Origin of the sequence: Mesorhizobium sp. KR2-14, from assembly GCF_040049255.1 — a bacterium.
Lineage (GTDB): Bacteria > Pseudomonadota > Alphaproteobacteria > Rhizobiales > Rhizobiaceae > Pseudaminobacter.
Map to the genome: position 1 here is coordinate 13,180 of NZ_JBDZDR010000005.1, position 16,629 is coordinate 29,808.

The window sequence follows — 16,629 nt, forward strand, 5'->3', positions numbered from 1 at the left end:
CTACGCGTTATTGGCCCGTGCGATGACACGGGTCCTCACACGTATACCCGTTCAGTTTTGGTGGATGATTCATTGTTGCTGGTTTCCGCTCGGGTCGCGATGATGCTGAAATATGAGCCTGCATTAGGTTTGGTCTCTTCGGCCCCGATGCTCAAGGGTCATCTCCGACAGACCTTAAGCAATTTTTTCCAAGGCAAGTTCGAAGCGCCCATAAGATCACGCTCCGGTGCTTTCGAGCCGATGATCTTGAACGAGTGGCCTCTACCCAAGGCAGTAAAGAAAAAGTGGTTTGTCGGAACAATAGTTACAAATTCATTATAGGCCCCCTCGGCCTCATTCGGGATGGACACGATGCTTCCCTTTAGCGTTACATTGTCGAATTCTGTTACATTATTTGAGAACTCAACCTCTAGGGTCGTCCGCTTCCGCATTTTCGATTTTGCGATCCCGTCAACGTCAGTAAGGGCGACTTTAATGCCCCCTGGGGCACAACTCAGATGTATGATGTTGTAGTCCGTTTCCGGAACGCCGAGGATTGCGGTCCGCTGGTCCGGCAGATAGGTCCAATCCAGGATGTCGTTCTGGTCGGTTTCGACTGCCAACGCCGGGCCACTAGCCACCAAAAGGATAGCCAGGAAGTTCGCTTTCAACATCTTCATCTCCATTGACGTACTGTTCTGTAGCTTGGACACTGTTTCCAGCCCACAGCATCGTGACGTTCGGGCGAGAGTAGGCAGAGACGATGAAAGTGCAACTATTTCAGATGGTTGGGAGGCCGTCTTGGGACGATTACGTGTGTCCTTTCGGGCGCGCCATTCCTTGATATTCCACGAACATTTCTGGTTTTAGGACCCTTTTCGGGCCTACGTTAGGACACCCCTTTCGGACACATTTTTTTGGGGGCTGCTGGGTAGGCGAAGCCGGATCGCACCCGTTTGTACGAATCGGTCGATGGCTGCCGAACCCGCGATTCCCGGCTTGCCTCACCGGGGACGCCCTCGCGGTGTGTCCGCAGCGTGTCTGAGGGGCGCGGTTCCCGCGCCAACAGGAAGGTGGGATTTTCGACGTAACCGAGAAGGCAATAGGTCTTTGATCTGCTGGTCCCGATCAGGACCTGTCCACCCCATAAATTTTCATCAGTAAACCGGCCTGTTGGGAGCCGAGGGCCTCGGCCTCGGCGGGAGACAGCCGGTTCCTCGAACGAGTGCGAGCCTGTCGAGTACTCGGTCGGGGAGCAAGAACTCCATCATCTTGCCTCCGGGACCGACGCCAAGGCGTCGCCCCCAACGATTGGGACGACGAGCCGTGCGGCTGCGGGCCTCGCCCAAGGGCTCGCGTCCTCGCCTTCGGTCCTCGCCCCAATCGACTTCGATTCCTCGGTCTGAAGTTCGTCCTGATAATTGTGTCCGCAGGAATAATATAGATATCAGGTACGCAGCGGACGTATTATGAAGAATGTAATTTTTATGGAATTAATTTGAGTGATCAAAGTTAAAGTTCTCACAGGTATGCCCGGATCGGGCAAGGCAAGGAAGATGATCGGTGATATAGCGTCGTTTAAAGGCCGGTATGTATTTGCAACCAGCCGCATTGATCTGATCAACGAACGCATTGACGACCTAAGGCGGCAGGCTGCGGCAGCCGGGACCAGTCCAACGATCCACCCGATCCATGGCGAGACCGGCAGCCGCCTGCCCGTGTTGGCCGAGATCGAGGCTGCGGCCAGCCTGCACCAGCATGAGGAGCACGTCGTCGTGCTCATCACTCATGAGGGCATGATGGGGGCGAACCTCGACGGCTTCGCCGGGTGGCACATCTTGATCGACGAGACCCCGGCAGCGGTTACCTCGAATACGTTGAGGGTGAGCTTGTCTTCTGGATATCGTTCATCGGCAAGAAACCAATTCACGATCTCCCGTCTTCGATCATTGTCATCGCAGCCGTAATAGGCACCCAACCCCATGTTGCAGATGCTACAGCAGGGTACCATTTTGCATTGACCGAAGTGTTCCCGGATCGCCTTTTGGGTGACCAGTCCACCATCCGCGAACCTGTGCAGAACGTAAACGGGCGGTTGGTGATCATACTTCCCGTCACTAGGCATTCCGCAATAGATGCATCTATTACCTTCGACGGTTTCATAGACGCGCTCAAAACGCTTTTCAGCAGCGCGCCTGTTGTACCTTTCCTTGACGCGATTCATCAGCCGCTGGACTCTGTCGATCTCGGATCATGCGCTTCATGCTACGAGCTATAATTAAAAGAACTCGTAAGCAGATCAGATAAACTTCCACTCGTAGCGTTCAACAATGCCCCCGGCATCGCCGCGATGATCGCATGTGAGAAGAAGTTCGAGCAGTTGGGCTTGGGCAATTGACGTTCGGCAACCCATCGTGAGAGATAACGGGCATTGAAGCCAACCCGCCGCGCCAAAGAGAAAGGACGCATCAGTAAAATAACACGAGGCAGTTTTTGCTTTTAAAATTATTTCATCTAAGCGTGCATTAGTAGACTTTGTAAATAGCCGCGTTTTATCCGGCTAATATTTTAAAATATTTATTTAAATTATAAAAGACATTTGAGAGAACGGAAATGAATAAATCTAACAAGATAGCGAGCAACCAGAATTCATTGGCGCTCCGGAAGGCAATTAAGATTTCGCCCGAAAACCGGCAGGCAATCGAAGAGGCGCTTGAAAAAGTGAATGGCCGGGCTTGGCAGCATTGCTTCGACCGCTACTCGGAAATTGAGACGATTGTGGCGGAAGCCGAGGAGTGGCTGACCGACAAATTGCCGAAGAAGCTGTGGAAGGGAACGCAGTACGAGCAACAGTCAGGACGGGTGCTCGCCAAGGCGTACAAATACGCCGCTCGCACGACGACCGTTCGGATCGAGCGCCGCACCTCGGGATGGTTCCTGTGCAAAATCACACCGAGTACGCTTTGGCCCGATAGCCACCCTGTCGAGAACGTATATCTCACGAAGGCGCAGTCCGATGAATTCCTGCGGCGGGTCCAGACCCAATATGGTGTCATCGAGGAAGAGCAGCCGGTTGCGCAAGCGGCCTAAATAGCCCCTGGGGGCGGCACGCCGCCCCTTCAGATCGAAGCGCTCATCTCCCAGGCTCGCGCTGAAGATAGCTCAAGATGAGGGCACTGGCTCCTTCGGGATCGATGTCGCAGCCCTAAACTCCTGCCACCAGATACGGCTCATCGAGGGAACTTCCAGATTTCCCCTGACCTGCTTGCCTGAAAACCAAATTCCAGCGATGCGTTCCCGCACATACCCACGATTCGCACGAATTAATTGATCCAAAACGTTATGGACTTTCCCTCATTCATCCGCGAAGCGCGGACCTCTTCCGGCCTTACCCAGACCGAACTCGCACGAAAGGCAGGAGTCAGCCTCCACGCGATCTGGGAGATCGAGAGCCGAGGCAATGGCACCGTCGCTCTGCTTGCTTCCGTTTGTGCCGCACTCGATCTGCGTTTCGCGGGGCTCCCGCGAGGAAACACCTTTGCGGAACGGGTTAAAATATTGCGCTCCCGGCGTGGTTGGAGCCAGGAACGCCTTGCTGAACGGGCGGGCGCGTTCGGGGGCAACGACCTCCTCGACCTCGAAGCACACCTTCTCCTCGAACCATGCCTGCGTGGCCTTGTAGCCGAGACTGTGGAGGTAGCCCGCGCCCGCGATGGTCACGCTCTTGAAGGCCGCGAGTTCGGCGGGCGTCCACGCCGACCACCACATCAGGCGACGGGCGCTCCCCTTCACCTTTGCCCAGTCGTCGATGTCCACGTAGACGCCCTGAGAGGAGCGCGCCCGCTTGTCGAGGGTGGCAAGGCCCTTGAGGAACTCGTCCTTGATGATGGCGTCAGGACGAGCCGCGACCACCCGGTCCCGTCGAGGGGGACGAGATCATAGGCGGCTTCGAGATAGGTGGCCGTGGCGGGCACCGCGAACGTGTTCGACGTGACGGCTGCCGGGGTCTCGTCGATGAAGATGTGCCACCCGACGAAGCCGTCGAGGTTTGCCGCCATCATGCCCTCGTGTGTGATCAGCACGACGACATGCTCCTCGTGCTGGTACAGGTGGGGCGCATCCGCGATCTCGACGGGCACAGGCAGGCGGCTGCCGGTCTCGCCATGAATCACACGGATCGTTGGACTGGTTCCGGCTGCCGCAGCCTGCCGCCTCAGGTCGTCAATGCGCTCGTTGATCAGATCAATCCGGCTGGTCGCAAATACATACCGGCCTTTGCGCGTTGCTATGTCCCCGATCATCTTCCTTGTCTTGCCCGATCCGGGCATACCTGTGAGAACTTTAACTTTGATCACTCAAATTAATTCCATAAAAATTACATTCTTCATAATACGTCCGCTGCGTACCTGATATCTATATTATTCCTGCGGACACAATTATCAGGACGAACTTCAGACCGAGGAATCGAAGTCGATTGGGGCGAGGACCGAAGGCGAGGACGCGAGCCCTTGGGCGAGGCCCGCAGCCGCACGGCTCGTCGTCCCAATCGTTGGGGGCGACGCCTTGGCGTCGGTCCCGGAGGCAAGATGATGAAGTCCTTGCTCCCCGACCGAGTACTCGACAGGCTCGCACTCGTTCGAGGAACCGGCTGTCTCCCGCCGAGGCCGAGGCCCTCGGCTCCCAACAGGCCGGTTTACTGATGAAAATTTATGGGGTGGACAGGTCCTGATCGGGACCAGCAGATCAAAGACCTATTGCCTTCTCGGTTACGTCGAAAATCCCACCTTCCTGTTGGCGCGGGAACCGCGCCCCTCAGACACGCTGCGGACACACCGCGAGGGCGTCCCCGGTGAGGCAAGCCGGGAATCGCGGGTTCGGCAGCCATCGACCGATTCGTACAAACGGGTGCGATCCGGCTTCGCCTACCCAGCAGCCCCCAAAAAAATGTGTCCGAAAGGGGTGTCCTAACGTAGGCCCGAAAAGGGTCCTAAAACCAGAAATGTTCGTGGAATATCAAGGAATGGCGCGCCCGAAAGGATTCGAACCTCTGACCCCCAGATTCGTAGTCTGGTGCTCTATCCAGCTGAGCTACGGGCGCGCAATTGATCGCTTTTCGGCGATCGCCGCTGACCGGCGTTTGTTCCGGTCGCGAAGAGATGGTGCTAACTAGCGGCTGAAACGAGGAAATGCAAGCACCGTCCGAAAAACTTTTTGCTTGCCCACAAATGTTGCCGGGCAGTCCCGATGGTGGCGGCCCGAGACGCCTTTCAGGCAGAAATGTCGGAGTTCTTGGCGTCGCAAGGGCCATGGGCATCACGTCGGCGCGGTTTCGCAAATGTCGCGCCCTTGCGGTGCATGCCTGGGCGGCGGCGCCGAATCGCTGCATTGGATGGCCGATGGCTGTCAGATCGAGCCGGGCAGCGGGCTGCATTGACCGCGCGGATGCAGCGATTCGTCATGCGCCCTTTTCTCACCGCAGTTTCAGGCGCCAGCCGGGCCGGACAGCGGGCTGCCAGGCCGCCGGGATGCAGCGATTCGCCATGCCTTCATGCTCGAGCGGCCGTTTCGGGCGCCGGCCGGCCGGTCAAGAGCCGAATCACCCGGCTGCGGAGCTGCGGAGAGGGAAACGCGCCATGGAGGCTGCCGGCGCTGCCCGCGCCTGCCTTCACGCCGGGCGGCGCAAGCTGCGCGCCTCTTCCAGGCGCACGGGCTGGTCGGGAATGGCGATCGAGAACACCGTGCGTCCGCCTACGCTTTCCACCAGCTCCAGCGCGCCGCCATGGGCCCGCACCAGCTCATAGGCGATCGCCAGGCCCAGCCCCGTGCCTCCGCTGCGGGCCGAGCCGCGGAAGGCTGAAAACAGGTTTTCGCGCGCCTTTTGCGGCAGGCCGGGGCCGGTATCGGCCACCAGGATGCGGCTGACGCTGCCGTTGCGCTCGGCCGAAATGGTCAGCCGCTTGACGATGGCGCCTTCGCTGTCGGCGGCCATGGCCTGCACGGAATTGCGGCACAGATTGGTGAGCACGCGCACCAGCTGCTCCGAATCGGCGTCGATCTCGAAGTCCGGGTCCACCGCATTGACGAATTCCACGTCGCCGCCAGGCTCGATGCCCAGAAGCCCCTGCACGTCCTCCACTGTCTGGCGCAGCCGCAGGCGCCGGCGAGAGGGCGGCGCTTCCTGCGTGCGGCCATAGGTGAGGACCCCTTCCGAATAGGAGACGGCGCGATTGAGCGCCCGCACCAGCTTTGGCACCAGCGCCTGCACCGTGGGGTCCTTGACCAGGCCGAGGCGATCCGACATCAGCTGCGCGGAGGCCAGGATGTTGCGCATGTCGTGATTGATCTTGGACACGGCAAGGCCGAGATCGGCAAGGTGCTTCTGCTCGCTCAGCGTCTTTTGCAGGCGCTGCTGCATGCCGGCGAGTTCCCGCTCGGCCACGCCGATCTCGTCGGCGCGGCCTTCGGCCACGATCACGCGTGCGGGGTCGTCGGGTGCCTGCGAGAAATCGAGCATGGATCGCGTCATGTCGCGGATCGGGCGGATCATGATGCGGTTGATGGCATAGAAGACTGCAGTTGCCGTAAACAGCGAGATCAGCAGCGACAGCAACGCGACGTTTCGCGAATAGATCAGCATCGCCTTGCGCAGCATGTCGTCGGGAATGATGAGCTGGAATTCCTTGTCACTGTCGCCGACCGGCCCGAAGACGCGCAGCATGCGGTTGCCGCCGAAAAACAGTGTATCCAGCGCTGCACGCATGGCTTCCAGCGGCCTGGTGTGGGCGAGGTCGATATGCTCGTCCACCTGCGGCGGCATTTCCGAAACCACCAGCAGCCGCGACACGCCGCCGTCGCGCACGGCGATCGCCCTGGCGCCGATGGATTTCAGAACGTCGTCCTGCACCTGCCGCGGCAGATCGGGCGGATTGTTCTGGATGAGCAGCAGCGAAACGGTGGCAGCGGTGCCGAGACGCGCCTCCAGCCAGCGCAGGCGGAAATTGGCCACCGAAGGCAGGAAGATCAGGACTTCGGCCGCAAGCACGAAAATGATCGTCAGCGCGACCAGCTTGGCCGAAAGCCCACGCGACAGGGGCACGGTGCGGGCCGCCTCCGTGCCGACATCGGTAACTGCATTGCCACTCATCTGGCGTTCGCTGCTCCAGGCGCCCTTCAGCCCAACATGCGCAGCAGGCCCACCACCCGGCGCACCAGCGCGTTGCGCGTCGTCGGGATAAAGTAGGCGACGGCGGCACGTTTGCCAATTTCGCTTATGGTGGGGTACGGCGCCACATAGCTGGCGATGTCGCGCGCCGTCATCTTTCGCGCCAGGGCCAGAGCCCAGAAATTGATCATCTCGCCGGCGTGCAGGCCGACGATGGAAACGCCGAGCAGCCGGCCCCTGCCGCTGGTCACGAGCTTGATGTGGCCGTCCGTGCGGTGCTCGGCATGGGCCCGGTCGTTCTCCGAATAGGGCCAGCGCAGAATGCGGATGGCCCGATATGCCCGCGCGGCTTCGGCCTCGCTCATGCCGACATGGGCGATTTCAGGGTCGGTGAAGGTCACGCGGGGAATGATGTCGCGCCTTTCGCTTGCCGGCAGCCGGAACAGTATGGACCGCACCACCAGGCCGGCGTGGTAGTTCGCGGCATGGGTGAACTGCAGCGAGCCGGCGGCGTCGCCCACGGCATAGATGCGGCGGTTGCTGCTGCGCAGCCGGGCATTGGTCTTGATGCCGTAGGCATCGTGCCTGACGCCGGCATTGTCGAGCCTCAGTTCGGCGACGTTTGCCGTGCGGCCGGTGGCCAGCAGTAGATGCGTGCCTTCCAGGATGCGGGGGCGTGCATCCGGCTGCAGGCGCAGCCGCACCCCGTGCCTGCCGCGCCTCTCCACCGCCGCGATACGGGTATGCTCCCGGATCTCCACGCCTTCGCTGCGCAGCCGCGCGAGCACGACGGCGGAAAGCTCCTTGTCCTCCTTGGCAAGCGCCTCGCCCGCCTCGACCACCGTCACCTGCGCGCCGAGCCGGCGATAGGCCTGCGCCATTTCGAGGCCGAAGGGGCCGGCGCCGATTACCAGCAGGTGTTCCGGCATTTCGGTGAGGTCGAAGATCGTTTCGTTGGTCAGGTAGTCGACGGCGTCAAGGCCGGGGATCGGCGGTATCAGCGGCGAGGAGCCGGTGGCGATGACGAAGCGGCGGGCGCAGATTTCCATGTCGCCGGCCATCAGCGTGCTCCGGTCCTTGAAGCGGCCCTCCGCCTTGACGACCTGCACGCCCAGCGCCGTGAAGCGCTCGGCGGAATCGTTGGGGGCGATCGCGGCGATGGTGTCGCGCAGGTGGCGATGCACGGCCGCGAAGTCGATCTCGGGCTCGGCTGCGCCAATGCCGAAGGGCTGGCCGCTGCGCATGGCCTGCGCCTGCCGCGCGGACGCAATCAGCGCCTTGGAAGGCACGCAGCCATAGTTCAGGCAGTCGCCGCCCATCTTCCCGCGCTCGACCAGCACGACGCTGACGCCGAAGGCCGCGGCGGCGGCCGCAACCGACAGCCCGCCCGAGCCGGCGCCGATGACGCAGATGTCCGGTGTCAGCGTCTTGGTCATTCTCCCGCCTGTTGCACGGAACGCGGATACGGGCAGGCGTCGTTGCGAAATGAATGTCAGAGGCGCGACGCCCATGCCCTTCTTACGACGGTGGCCAAGGCGGCGACAAGCGCAAGCGCGATGAAGGCAATGGTTATCTGCGGGGTGACCAGATCGCCCAGCGTCACCTGCTGGCCGGCGCTCTCCGCGGCCATCAGCACGCTGTCGCAGCCCTGGCCAAGCCAGGCATAGGCAAAGGCCGCCGGCATGATGCCGATGAAGGTGGCGGCGACATAGGTGCCCAGCCTGACATTGAACAGGGCAGGGGCGATGTTGACCATGAAGAAGGGAATGAACGGCGCAATCCGCAGCACCAGAAGATAGCCGAAGGCGTTTCGTTCGAACCCGGCGGAGAGTTTTTCGCCCAGCCCGCCCAGGCGCCGCCTGACGGAGGCGGTGCAGGCCGAGCGTGCCGCCAGGAAGATCGCCGTCGCGCCCACAGTCGCGCCGACAATGGCGAGCGCGCCGCCGAGAAGCCAGCCGAACAGGAACCCGCCAAAGATCGTCAGGATCGATGCAGCTGGAAACGAGAAGGCGACCGCGCCGATATAGATCGCCAGGAAGCCCAGCGGCGCCAGAACCGGGTTGTCGGCGGCGAAATCCTTCAGCACCTGTCGGCTTTCCGCCAGGTAGTCGAGCGACAGATAGTGCTGCCAGCCCAGCGCGTAGCCGATTACCAGACCGGCCGCGACGATTGCGAGCGGCGCAAATCGCCAGCGTCCCGGCGCGCCCTTGCCCGTGTCGCAATCTTCGATCATGTCTATCCTGGTCGCCTCTTTGCTAGAAGCCCGGCTGCCATCATGGTTCCGCACAGCGTGCCGCGGCAAGAGGCCAATTCGTTGTGTTCCTCAGTTGGGCAGCTTTGTGGACGGGTACAACTCGCTACCCGTCATATCACCCTGTGTTGAACATCTTGGCGAGGCTGGTCACCCGTTTGTGACTATGTTGCCAATGTTGACGGCACAAAAGCCGCCAATTGACTCACAGGGGGCATCTTTACTATAAGCCCGCTCACGCATGGGCCAACAAGTCCGGCGCGGTTTCGATTGCGTCCAAGACGAGGCTCGGCATAGCTCCTGTTACCGTGTGACAGAATTAAGAAGGGCCGCACACCGCGGTATTAAAATAAATGAAGCGTACTTATCAGCCGTCCAAACTCGTCCGCAAGCGCCGCCACGGCTTCCGTGCGCGCATGGCCACCACCGGCGGTCGTGCCGTCATCGCCGCACGCCGTAACCGCGGCCGCAAGCGGCTCTCCGCCTAAGCGAGAGACGAGACATTGCCGGATGCCGGCAAGACAGAATTTCCGTCTCCGCTGCGGCTTCGCAAGCGAGCAGAGTTTTTGGCCGTCCGGCGTGGCGAAAAGCGACGCGGGCGGCTTTTCCTCTTGGAAGTTCTGGACCGCGGCAACAATGATGCGCCGCGCGTCGGGTTCACAGTGACCAAGAAAGTTGGCAATGCGGTTGTCCGCAATCGCATTCGCCGCCGCCTCAAGGAGGCGGTTCGCGTCCATGCCGCAGGTGACATGATGCCCGGCAAGGACTATGTGATCGTGGGGCGGGAAGACGTTCTGACAGCCCCCTTCGAGCAGCTTGCTGCCGAAATCTCCCGAAGAATTCGCGGAACGCGTTAAGGGTTTTCGATGGAAAACAACCGGAATTTCTTAATCACGATCGCGCTTTCCGTGCTGATCCTGACGCTGTGGCAGGTGTTCTACATGAACCCCCGCGTCGAGAAGGAGCGCGAAGCAGCCCGCATCGAGGCCCAGCACGTCCAGGCCCAGAAGTCGACGCAACCCGGCGCGTCGGGTGAAATTCCGGCCCTGCCGCAGGGCGGCGTTCCCGGTGTGCCCGGCGCGGAAGGCACCGCGCCGCAAAGCCGCGAGCACGCCGTGGCTTCCGCCCAGCGCGTCAAGATCGACACGCCGAGCATTTCCGGCTCCATCAACCTCGCCGGCGCGCGCATCGACGACGTGCTGCTGAAGGACTACCACGTCACGGTCGAAAAGAATTCGCCCAATATCGACCTCTTGAACCCGTCGACGCTGCCGAACGGCTACTACGCCGAGATCGGCTTCGTCGGAAACGCCGAGACCGGCAGCGTTCCCGGGCCGGACACGGTCTGGACTGCGGAGCCCAACGCGGTGCTGACGCCCGCCACTCCGGTGACGCTGACCTACACCAACGACAAGGGCCTGACCTTCAAGCGCACCATCAGCGTCGACAACGACTACATGTTCACCGTCTCAGACACTGTGACCAATGGTGGCTCGGCGCCGGTTTCGCTTTCGAACTATGGCCGCGTCATCCGCTTCGACAAGCCGCTTGTGGCCAGCACCTATGTGCTGTTCGAGGGCCTCATCGGCGTGACCGGCGATGAAGGCCTGCACGAGATCAAGTACTCGTCGATCGAGAAGGACAAGCAGGTTGTTCCGGGCAAGTCGAACGACGGCTGGCTCGGCATCACCGACAAGTACTGGGCGGTGGCCATGGTGCCGTCGTCCAAGCAGCCCTTCCAGCCGCGCTTCAGCTATTTCGACGATGGCCGCCCACGCTACCAGTCTGACTTCATGAGCGACGCGGTGACCGTCGAGCCCGGCCAGTCGAGCACCGTCGAGACTCTGGTCTTTGCCGGCGCCAAGGAAGTGGCCAAGATCAATGCCTATGAAAAGGACCGCAACATCCGCCAGTTCGACCTGCTGATCGACTGGGGCTGGTTCTATTTCATAACCAAGCCGATGTTCTGGCTCATCGACAATCTCTACAAGATGCTCGGCAATTTCGGCCTGGCCATCCTCGCCACCACCGTTCTGGTGAAAGCCGTGTTCTTCCCGCTCGCCAACAAGTCCTATGCTTCGATGGCGAACATGAAGAAGGTGCAGCCGAAGATGATGGAAATCCGCGAGAAATACGCGGACGACAAGATGAAGCAGCAGCAGGCGATGATGGAGCTCTACAAGACGGAGAAGATCAATCCGCTTGCAGGCTGCTGGCCGGTCCTGGTGCAGATCCCGGTGTTCTTCGCGCTCTACAAGGTGCTCTACATCACCATCGAGATGCGCCATGCGCCGTTCTTCGGCTGGATCCACGACCTGGCCGCGCCCGATCCGACGTCGCTGTTCAACCTGTTCGGTCTTCTGCCCTATGCCGTGCCGGACTTCCTGCACATCGGCGTCTGGCCGCTGATCATGGGCGTCACCATGTTCCTGCAGATGCGCATGAACCCGACGCCGCCGGACCCGACGCAGGCGATGATCTTCACCTGGATGCCGATCATCTTCACCTTCATGCTGGCGTCGTTCCCTGCGGGCCTCGTCATCTACTGGGCCTGGAACAACACGCTGTCGATCATCCAGCAGGGCGTGATCATGAAGCGCCAGGGCGCCAAGATCGAGCTGTGGGACAACCTTGCGGGGATGTTCAAGAAGAAACCAAAGCCCGCCGAATAGCGGGCGCCCCGACCTCTCGAAAGCCCCGGCATCGCCCGGGGCTTTTTCGTTGCCGGCTATGGACGCGGGCGGTAGCGGCCGATAAACAGGAGCCTCTGCAGGAGTGGTTTCGATGATCAGCTAGGCAGGATCCGTTTCGTCGGGTGTCGGCACACCAGAGCGGATCGCATTCGTTTTCATCCCTTTGCGAAGCTTTTCACGACGGAACCTGCCCATGCATGGCCCCAATCCCGACATCAAGCACCCTATGCCCCTTCATCCGCGCGTCGGATTTCTGAAACCCCTGGTCGACGCCGAGAATATCGAGATCGGCGACTTCACCTATTACGACGACCCGGCCGGGCCGGAGCATTTCGTCGAGAAATGCATCCTCCATCATTATCCATTCATCGGCGACCGGCTGGTGATAGGCCGCTATTGCGCCATCGCCGAGGGCGCGAAATTCGTCATGAACGGCGCCAATCATGCCATGTCGGGCTTTTCGACCTATCCGTTCAACATCTTCGGCAGCGGCTGGGAAGAGGGCTTCGACCCGGCCACCTGGTCGCAGGAACTGCGCGGCGACACCGTGGTCGGCAACGATGTATGGATCGGCATGGAAGCACTGGTCATGCCCGGTGTCACAGTCGGCCATGGCGCGATCGTGGCGGCGCGGGCAGTGGTCAGTCGCGACGTGCCGCCCTATGCAATCGTCGCCGGCAACCCGGCCAAGGTGGTGAAGACCCGGTTCGATCCCGACACTGTGGAGCGCCTGCTGGCGGTGGCATGGTGGGACTGGCCGGTTGACAAGGTGACCCGCAACCTTGATGCCATACGCGGCGCCGACATATCCCGGCTGGAGCAAGCAGCGTGACCGAACAGACAGAATCCAGAACCCTGCCGCCCGTGGCGAGCAGCCTCTTCAACGCACCGTGGGTCTTCATCCGCGGCGTGCCGTCGATGAAGTTCCTGCCGCCTGAAGGCCCGCCGGAGATCGCGTTCGCCGGCCGCTCCAATGTCGGCAAGTCGTCGCTGATCAACGGGCTGGTGGGGCAGAAGGGGCTTGCGCGCACCTCCAACACGCCGGGCCGTACGCAGGAGCTGAACTATTTCGTGCCCGACGGATTCTCCGGCAAGGACGGCGACCTGCCGCCGATGGCGCTGGTCGACATGCCGGGCTACGGCTATGCCAAGGCGCCCAAGGACCAGGTGGATGCCTGGACGAAGCTGGTCTTCGACTATCTGCGCGGCCGCGTGACGCTGAAGCGCGTCTATGTGCTGATAGACTCGCGCCACGGCATCAAGAAGAACGACGAGGAGGTCTTGTCCCTGCTCGACAAGGCCGCGGTCTCCTACCAGATCGTGCTGACCAAGACCGACAAGATCAAGGCCGCGGGCGTGCCGCGGCTGATTGCAGAGACGCAGGAAAAGATCCGCAAGCGCCCGGCAGCCTTCCCGGCTATCATCGCCACCTCCTCGGAGAAGGGCGACGGCATGGAGGAACTGCGCGAGGCGATCGCGCTTGCCGTGCGCGGCGGCTGAGGCCGCGCGCACCTGTTCCCGGTTGTGGCGGCCGCCACGCAAGCGCGGCCGAAGTGCCATCGCGTCAAAGCGCTTCGGCGTGATTGTGACTCGCTCCGGCCAGCGGCGCGGGGCGCAGCAGCGGCGCACGCCGGTCGAGCCAACCCGAAAGCCGCTCCATCTGCGCCGCCAGCGACAACAGCGTCTCCTCGTCGCCGGGCCTCCCCGCCGCCTGTATGCCTAGCGGCAGGCCATCGGCGGTGACATGCACCGGCAGCGCGATCGAGGGCTGGCCGGAAACGTTCTGGATCGCCGGCCAGTGGGTGAACCAAAGGCTGTTGTCCAGAAGCTGGCCGAGCAGCGGCTTCAGCCGCAGCAGGCGCGTCAGCCGCAGTCTGTCGAGCATGTCCTCCAGAAACGCGTCCATGCCATTCGGGTCCATTGCTCCGCATTTGAGCGGCGGGTGTGCGATCAACGGCATCAGCACCGCATCATACCGGGCGGTTTCCGCAAACAGCTGCCGCGAGGCCGCCTGCAGGCGCTCGAGCCCGGCATAGATCTCGCCGGCTGACAGAAGCTCGCCATAGCGGGCCAGCACGCGCGTGGCGCGCTCGACTTCGCCGGAAACCGGCCGCCCGGTGCGCTGGGCTGCGCCAGCCAAGGTGCCGGCTACCGCGGACGCGACGGTTCTGGCGAAATCGCCGATGAAGTCGCGACCGATGAAGGGCAGGTCGATCTCTTCGACCGAATGGCCGCCTTCGCGCGCCAGCGCGACCGCGGTGTCCAGCGCCGCCAGCGTCTCGTGCGAGATTTCGAGGCCGAGCGGCGACTGCCGGTAGACGGCGAGCCTCAGCCGGCCGGGGTCGCGCGCGGCAGCGGCCGTGAACGAGCCACGCGGCGGGCGCGCCGCGTAGGGCGCCAGCCCGTCGGGGCCATGGGTCAGGTCGAGCAGCAGCGCACTGTCGCGCACCGAGCGCGTCACCGCATGGTCCGCCACGAAGCCATACCAAGCTTCCGAGGCCAGCGGCGTCAGCGGAATGCGCCCACGCGAGGTCTTCAGCCCCACCAGACCGTTGCAGGCCGCCGGCACGCGGATGGAGCCGCCGCCATCGGAGGCGTGCGCCACCGGCACCACGCCGGCTGCCACAAGTGCCGCGGCCCCTCCCGACGAGCCGCCGGTGATGTGATTGGTATCCCACGGATTGCGCGTCACGCCGAACGCGGCCGACTCTGTCACCAGCCGCAGCCCGAGTTCAGGCGTGGTGCTAGTGACGATGGGTATCAGCCCGGCGGCAAGCAGGCGCTGCGTGAGCACGGAATCATAGTCCGGCACGAAGGGCGGCATCCTGCTGCCGGAATGGTTCGGCACGCCCTTCATGGCGATGCCCAAATCCTTCAGCGCGGTCGGCACGCCGGCCAGCGGCAGCGAGCGGTCGACGCTCCTGGCACGGCTGCGAGCGGCTTCGTAGAGCTTTTCGGCGGTGGCGTTGATTTGCGGTTGCGTACGCTCCGCCCGCGCGATTGCGGCGTCGACCAGCTCGACCGGGGAAATCTCCCCTTTCCTGACCAGCCCGGCCAGCGCCGTGGCGTCGTTCTCCCACAGAACGGATTCCAGCGACATGCCACCCCTCCCAAGACATTGCCGATGGCGAAATCCTAGCGGGCATGCGCCACCTTCGCAATCGCGCCCCGATGAGCCTTCGTCGTTGCAAATCAGGCGTGGAGCCCTAGTTACGCGGCGATGGCCCAGCAAGATATCGCAACGCTTATCGTCCGCATTGGCATGCGCGACCGGGAGGCGTTCGACCTGTTGTACCGGCAGACCAGCGCGCGGCTTTTCGGCGTTTGCCTGCACATGCTCAACGACCCGGCTGAAGCCGAGCATGCCTTGGAGGAAGTCTTCTGCCGCGTATGGGAGGTGGCCGGTCGCTTCGCCGTCTCGGATCTCAGCCCGATGGCTTGGCTGGTGGGGATTGCCCGCAACCATGCCATCGAGTGCCTCCGGAGCAAGGGGCGGCCGCCAGGCGATGCCGCAGTCGCCGACGCTTCCGTAGCCTCCGCGGCGGACCCGGTGGAAACGCTGGAAGCCGGTGCCGCCTCCGCGCGCATCCGCCGATGCCTGGAAAAACTGGACGCGGAGCGCGCAACGGCACTTCGAGAAGCCTATCTTGGCGGCCATAGCTATGCCGAACTGGCGGCGCGGCACGGGGTTCCGCCCGGCACCATGCGCACCTGGCTGCGCCACAGCGTTCTGAGGCTGAAGGAATGTCTGGACCGATAAGGCCTTTCGGCAGGGATGCCCCTGCAGACGTCGGCGACGAGCTGATCGCGGCCGAGTATGTGCTGGGCGTCACGCCCGCCGACAGGCGGCAGGCAGTGCGGGCGCGCATCGACATCGAACGCGGTTTCGCGCAGGTGGTGGACAAATGGGCGATGCATTTCTCACCCCTCGCGTCCGGGTATCCGGTTGTCGAGCCTCCTGCCTCCGTGAAGGCGGCGATCGACCGGCGGCTGTTTCCCGAGCCTGCGCCGCCCGCCGATGCAGAGCCGGCCCCCAGGCCGGGGCCGCGGCGACGCAAACTTTGGGGCATCGCCGCCGCGTTTGCCGTCCTTGCGATTGCGCTGCCCTTGACCATAGGCCGTATTCACATGCGCGCCGGCACCCCGCCGGATATCAGCCTCGTGGCTTCGTTGGCCGGGCAGGGTGGCGAGGTCCGCTACATCGCCGTCTTCGATGCGCCGCGCGGCGAAGCCAGGCTGTCGCGGCTTTCTGGGGAACGGGTAGAAGGCCATGATTTCCAGCTATGGGTGATCCAGGACGCGAAGGCGCCCGTATCCGTCGGCCTGCTGCCAGCCGGCGACACGGCGCATGTCGCCATATCGCCCGATATCCAGAAGGAGTTCGTCGCCGGCGCTTCTCTCGCCATCAGCGTTGAGCCTGCCGGCGGCTCTCCGTCCGGCCAGCCCACTGGCCCCATCATTGCGACGGGCGAGCTTAAAGGCATCTGACGGTCGCGGCGTGTCGACTTGGGCGCTCAATCGGAGTTGATTGGCGCTTCGAATTG

16 protein-coding genes and 1 tRNA gene are annotated in these 16,629 nt (G+C 62.5%); 9 read left to right on the top strand and 8 right to left on the bottom strand.

Annotation, left to right across the window (positions count from 1 at the left end; translation table 11 throughout):
- Positions 1–158: 158 nt before the first annotated feature.
- Positions 159–653 carry a hypothetical protein gene (locus ABLE86_RS14320; protein WP_348779649.1) on the bottom strand — a complete coding sequence of 165 codons (495 nt, stop codon included), beginning with the start codon at positions 651–653 and terminating at the stop codon, positions 159–161.
- 828 nt (positions 654–1,481) lie between these two features.
- Between ABLE86_RS14320 and ABLE86_RS14325 the strand changes: the two genes are divergently transcribed.
- Positions 1,482–1,946 carry a hypothetical protein gene (locus ABLE86_RS14325; protein ID WP_348779650.1) on the top strand — a complete coding sequence of 155 codons (465 nt, stop codon included), beginning with the start codon at positions 1,482–1,484 and terminating at the stop codon, positions 1,944–1,946.
- A 646-nt stretch (positions 1,947–2,592) separates the two neighbouring features.
- Positions 2,593–3,069 (top strand): hypothetical protein, encoded by a 477-nt coding sequence (locus ABLE86_RS14330; protein ID WP_348779651.1) that lies wholly within the window; start codon positions 2,593–2,595, stop codon positions 3,067–3,069.
- A 264-nt stretch (positions 3,070–3,333) separates the two neighbouring features.
- Here ABLE86_RS14330 and ABLE86_RS14335 read toward each other — a convergent pair whose 3' ends face one another.
- The 6 genes from ABLE86_RS14335 to ABLE86_RS14360 form a co-directional block, all read right to left on the bottom strand.
- The gene (locus tag ABLE86_RS14335; RefSeq protein ID WP_348779652.1) at positions 3,334–3,795 is read right to left on the bottom strand and encodes a hypothetical protein; all 462 of its coding nucleotides are present in this window, start codon (positions 3,793–3,795) and stop codon (positions 3,334–3,336) included.
- On the bottom strand, positions 3,768–4,334 hold the full coding sequence (locus ABLE86_RS14340) for a hypothetical protein (protein ID WP_348779653.1): 567 nt from the start codon (positions 4,332–4,334) through the stop codon (positions 3,768–3,770). Before ABLE86_RS14340 ends, ABLE86_RS14335 begins: the two co-directional genes overlap by 28 nt.
- A gap of 666 nt (positions 4,335–5,000) precedes the next feature.
- Positions 5,001–5,077, bottom strand: a tRNA-Arg gene (locus ABLE86_RS14345).
- Between the two features lie 567 nt (positions 5,078–5,644).
- A complete protein-coding gene (locus ABLE86_RS14350) occupies positions 5,645–7,123 on the bottom strand; it encodes a HAMP domain-containing sensor histidine kinase (protein WP_348779654.1) in 1,479 nt (492 codons plus the stop codon).
- Between the two features lie 26 nt (positions 7,124–7,149).
- On the bottom strand, positions 7,150–8,577 hold the full coding sequence (locus ABLE86_RS14355) for an FAD-dependent oxidoreductase (protein ID WP_348779655.1): 1,428 nt from the start codon (positions 8,575–8,577) through the stop codon (positions 7,150–7,152).
- Positions 8,578–8,633: 56 nt separating this feature from the next.
- Positions 8,634–9,374, bottom strand: a complete 741-nt coding sequence (locus tag ABLE86_RS14360) for a TVP38/TMEM64 family protein (protein ID WP_348779656.1) — start codon at positions 9,372–9,374, stop codon at positions 8,634–8,636.
- A gap of 371 nt (positions 9,375–9,745) precedes the next feature.
- On the opposite strand from ABLE86_RS14360, the gene rpmH reads away from it, so the two are divergent.
- From rpmH to yihA, 5 genes are all read left to right on the top strand, one after another.
- Positions 9,746–9,880, top strand: a complete 135-nt coding sequence (gene rpmH, locus ABLE86_RS14365; RefSeq protein WP_209710588.1) for a 50S ribosomal protein L34 — start codon at positions 9,746–9,748, stop codon at positions 9,878–9,880.
- A gap of 15 nt (positions 9,881–9,895) precedes the next feature.
- On the top strand, positions 9,896–10,249 hold the full coding sequence (rnpA, locus tag ABLE86_RS14370) for a ribonuclease P protein component (protein WP_348779657.1): 354 nt from the start codon (positions 9,896–9,898) through the stop codon (positions 10,247–10,249).
- A 9-nt stretch (positions 10,250–10,258) separates the two neighbouring features.
- Positions 10,259–12,064 (top strand): membrane protein insertase YidC, encoded by a 1,806-nt coding sequence (yidC, locus tag ABLE86_RS14375; protein ID WP_348779658.1) that lies wholly within the window; start codon positions 10,259–10,261, stop codon positions 12,062–12,064.
- Positions 12,065–12,278: 214 nt separating this feature from the next.
- On the top strand, positions 12,279–12,917 hold the full coding sequence (locus ABLE86_RS14380) for a CatB-related O-acetyltransferase (RefSeq protein ID WP_348779659.1): 639 nt from the start codon (positions 12,279–12,281) through the stop codon (positions 12,915–12,917).
- A gap of 23 nt (positions 12,918–12,940) precedes the next feature.
- Positions 12,941–13,585, top strand: a complete 645-nt coding sequence (gene yihA, locus ABLE86_RS14385) for a ribosome biogenesis GTP-binding protein YihA/YsxC (protein WP_348779914.1) — start codon at positions 12,941–12,943, stop codon at positions 13,583–13,585.
- Positions 13,586–13,649: 64 nt separating this feature from the next.
- Here yihA and ABLE86_RS14390 read toward each other — a convergent pair whose 3' ends face one another.
- Positions 13,650–15,185, bottom strand: a complete 1,536-nt coding sequence (locus tag ABLE86_RS14390; protein ID WP_348779660.1) for an amidase — start codon at positions 15,183–15,185, stop codon at positions 13,650–13,652.
- 120 nt (positions 15,186–15,305) lie between these two features.
- On the opposite strand from ABLE86_RS14390, the gene ABLE86_RS14395 reads away from it, so the two are divergent.
- Positions 15,306–15,845: a sigma-70 family RNA polymerase sigma factor gene (locus tag ABLE86_RS14395; RefSeq protein WP_348779661.1), complete on the top strand. Its 540-nt coding sequence runs from the start codon at positions 15,306–15,308 to the stop codon at positions 15,843–15,845.
- Positions 15,830–16,573 (top strand): anti-sigma factor, encoded by a 744-nt coding sequence (locus ABLE86_RS14400; protein ID WP_348779662.1) that lies wholly within the window; start codon positions 15,830–15,832, stop codon positions 16,571–16,573. The genes ABLE86_RS14395 and ABLE86_RS14400 overlap by 16 nt, the downstream gene beginning before the upstream one ends.
- The last annotated feature ends 56 nt before the right edge of the window (positions 16,574–16,629 follow it).

Coding starts and splice junctions, on each gene's coding strand:
- ABLE86_RS14320 (WP_348779649.1), bottom strand. CDS start 653: ATGTTGAAAGCGAACTTCCTGGCTATCCTTTTGGTGGCTAGTGGCCCG.
- ABLE86_RS14330 (WP_348779651.1), top strand. CDS start 2,593: ATGAATAAATCTAACAAGATAGCGAGCAACCAGAATTCATTGGCGCTC.
- ABLE86_RS14350 (WP_348779654.1), bottom strand. CDS start 7,123: ATGAGTGGCAATGCAGTTACCGATGTCGGCACGGAGGCGGCCCGCACC.
- ABLE86_RS14355 (WP_348779655.1), bottom strand. CDS start 8,577: ATGACCAAGACGCTGACACCGGACATCTGCGTCATCGGCGCCGGCTCG.
- ABLE86_RS14360 (WP_348779656.1), bottom strand. CDS start 9,374: ATGATCGAAGATTGCGACACGGGCAAGGGCGCGCCGGGACGCTGGCGA.
- rpmH (WP_209710588.1), top strand. CDS start 9,746: ATGAAGCGTACTTATCAGCCGTCCAAACTCGTCCGCAAGCGCCGCCAC.
- yidC (WP_348779658.1), top strand. CDS start 10,259: ATGGAAAACAACCGGAATTTCTTAATCACGATCGCGCTTTCCGTGCTG.
- ABLE86_RS14380 (WP_348779659.1), top strand. CDS start 12,279: ATGCATGGCCCCAATCCCGACATCAAGCACCCTATGCCCCTTCATCCG.
- ABLE86_RS14390 (WP_348779660.1), bottom strand. CDS start 15,185: ATGTCGCTGGAATCCGTTCTGTGGGAGAACGACGCCACGGCGCTGGCC.
- ABLE86_RS14395 (WP_348779661.1), top strand. CDS start 15,306: ATGGCCCAGCAAGATATCGCAACGCTTATCGTCCGCATTGGCATGCGC.
- ABLE86_RS14400 (WP_348779662.1), top strand. CDS start 15,830: ATGTCTGGACCGATAAGGCCTTTCGGCAGGGATGCCCCTGCAGACGTC.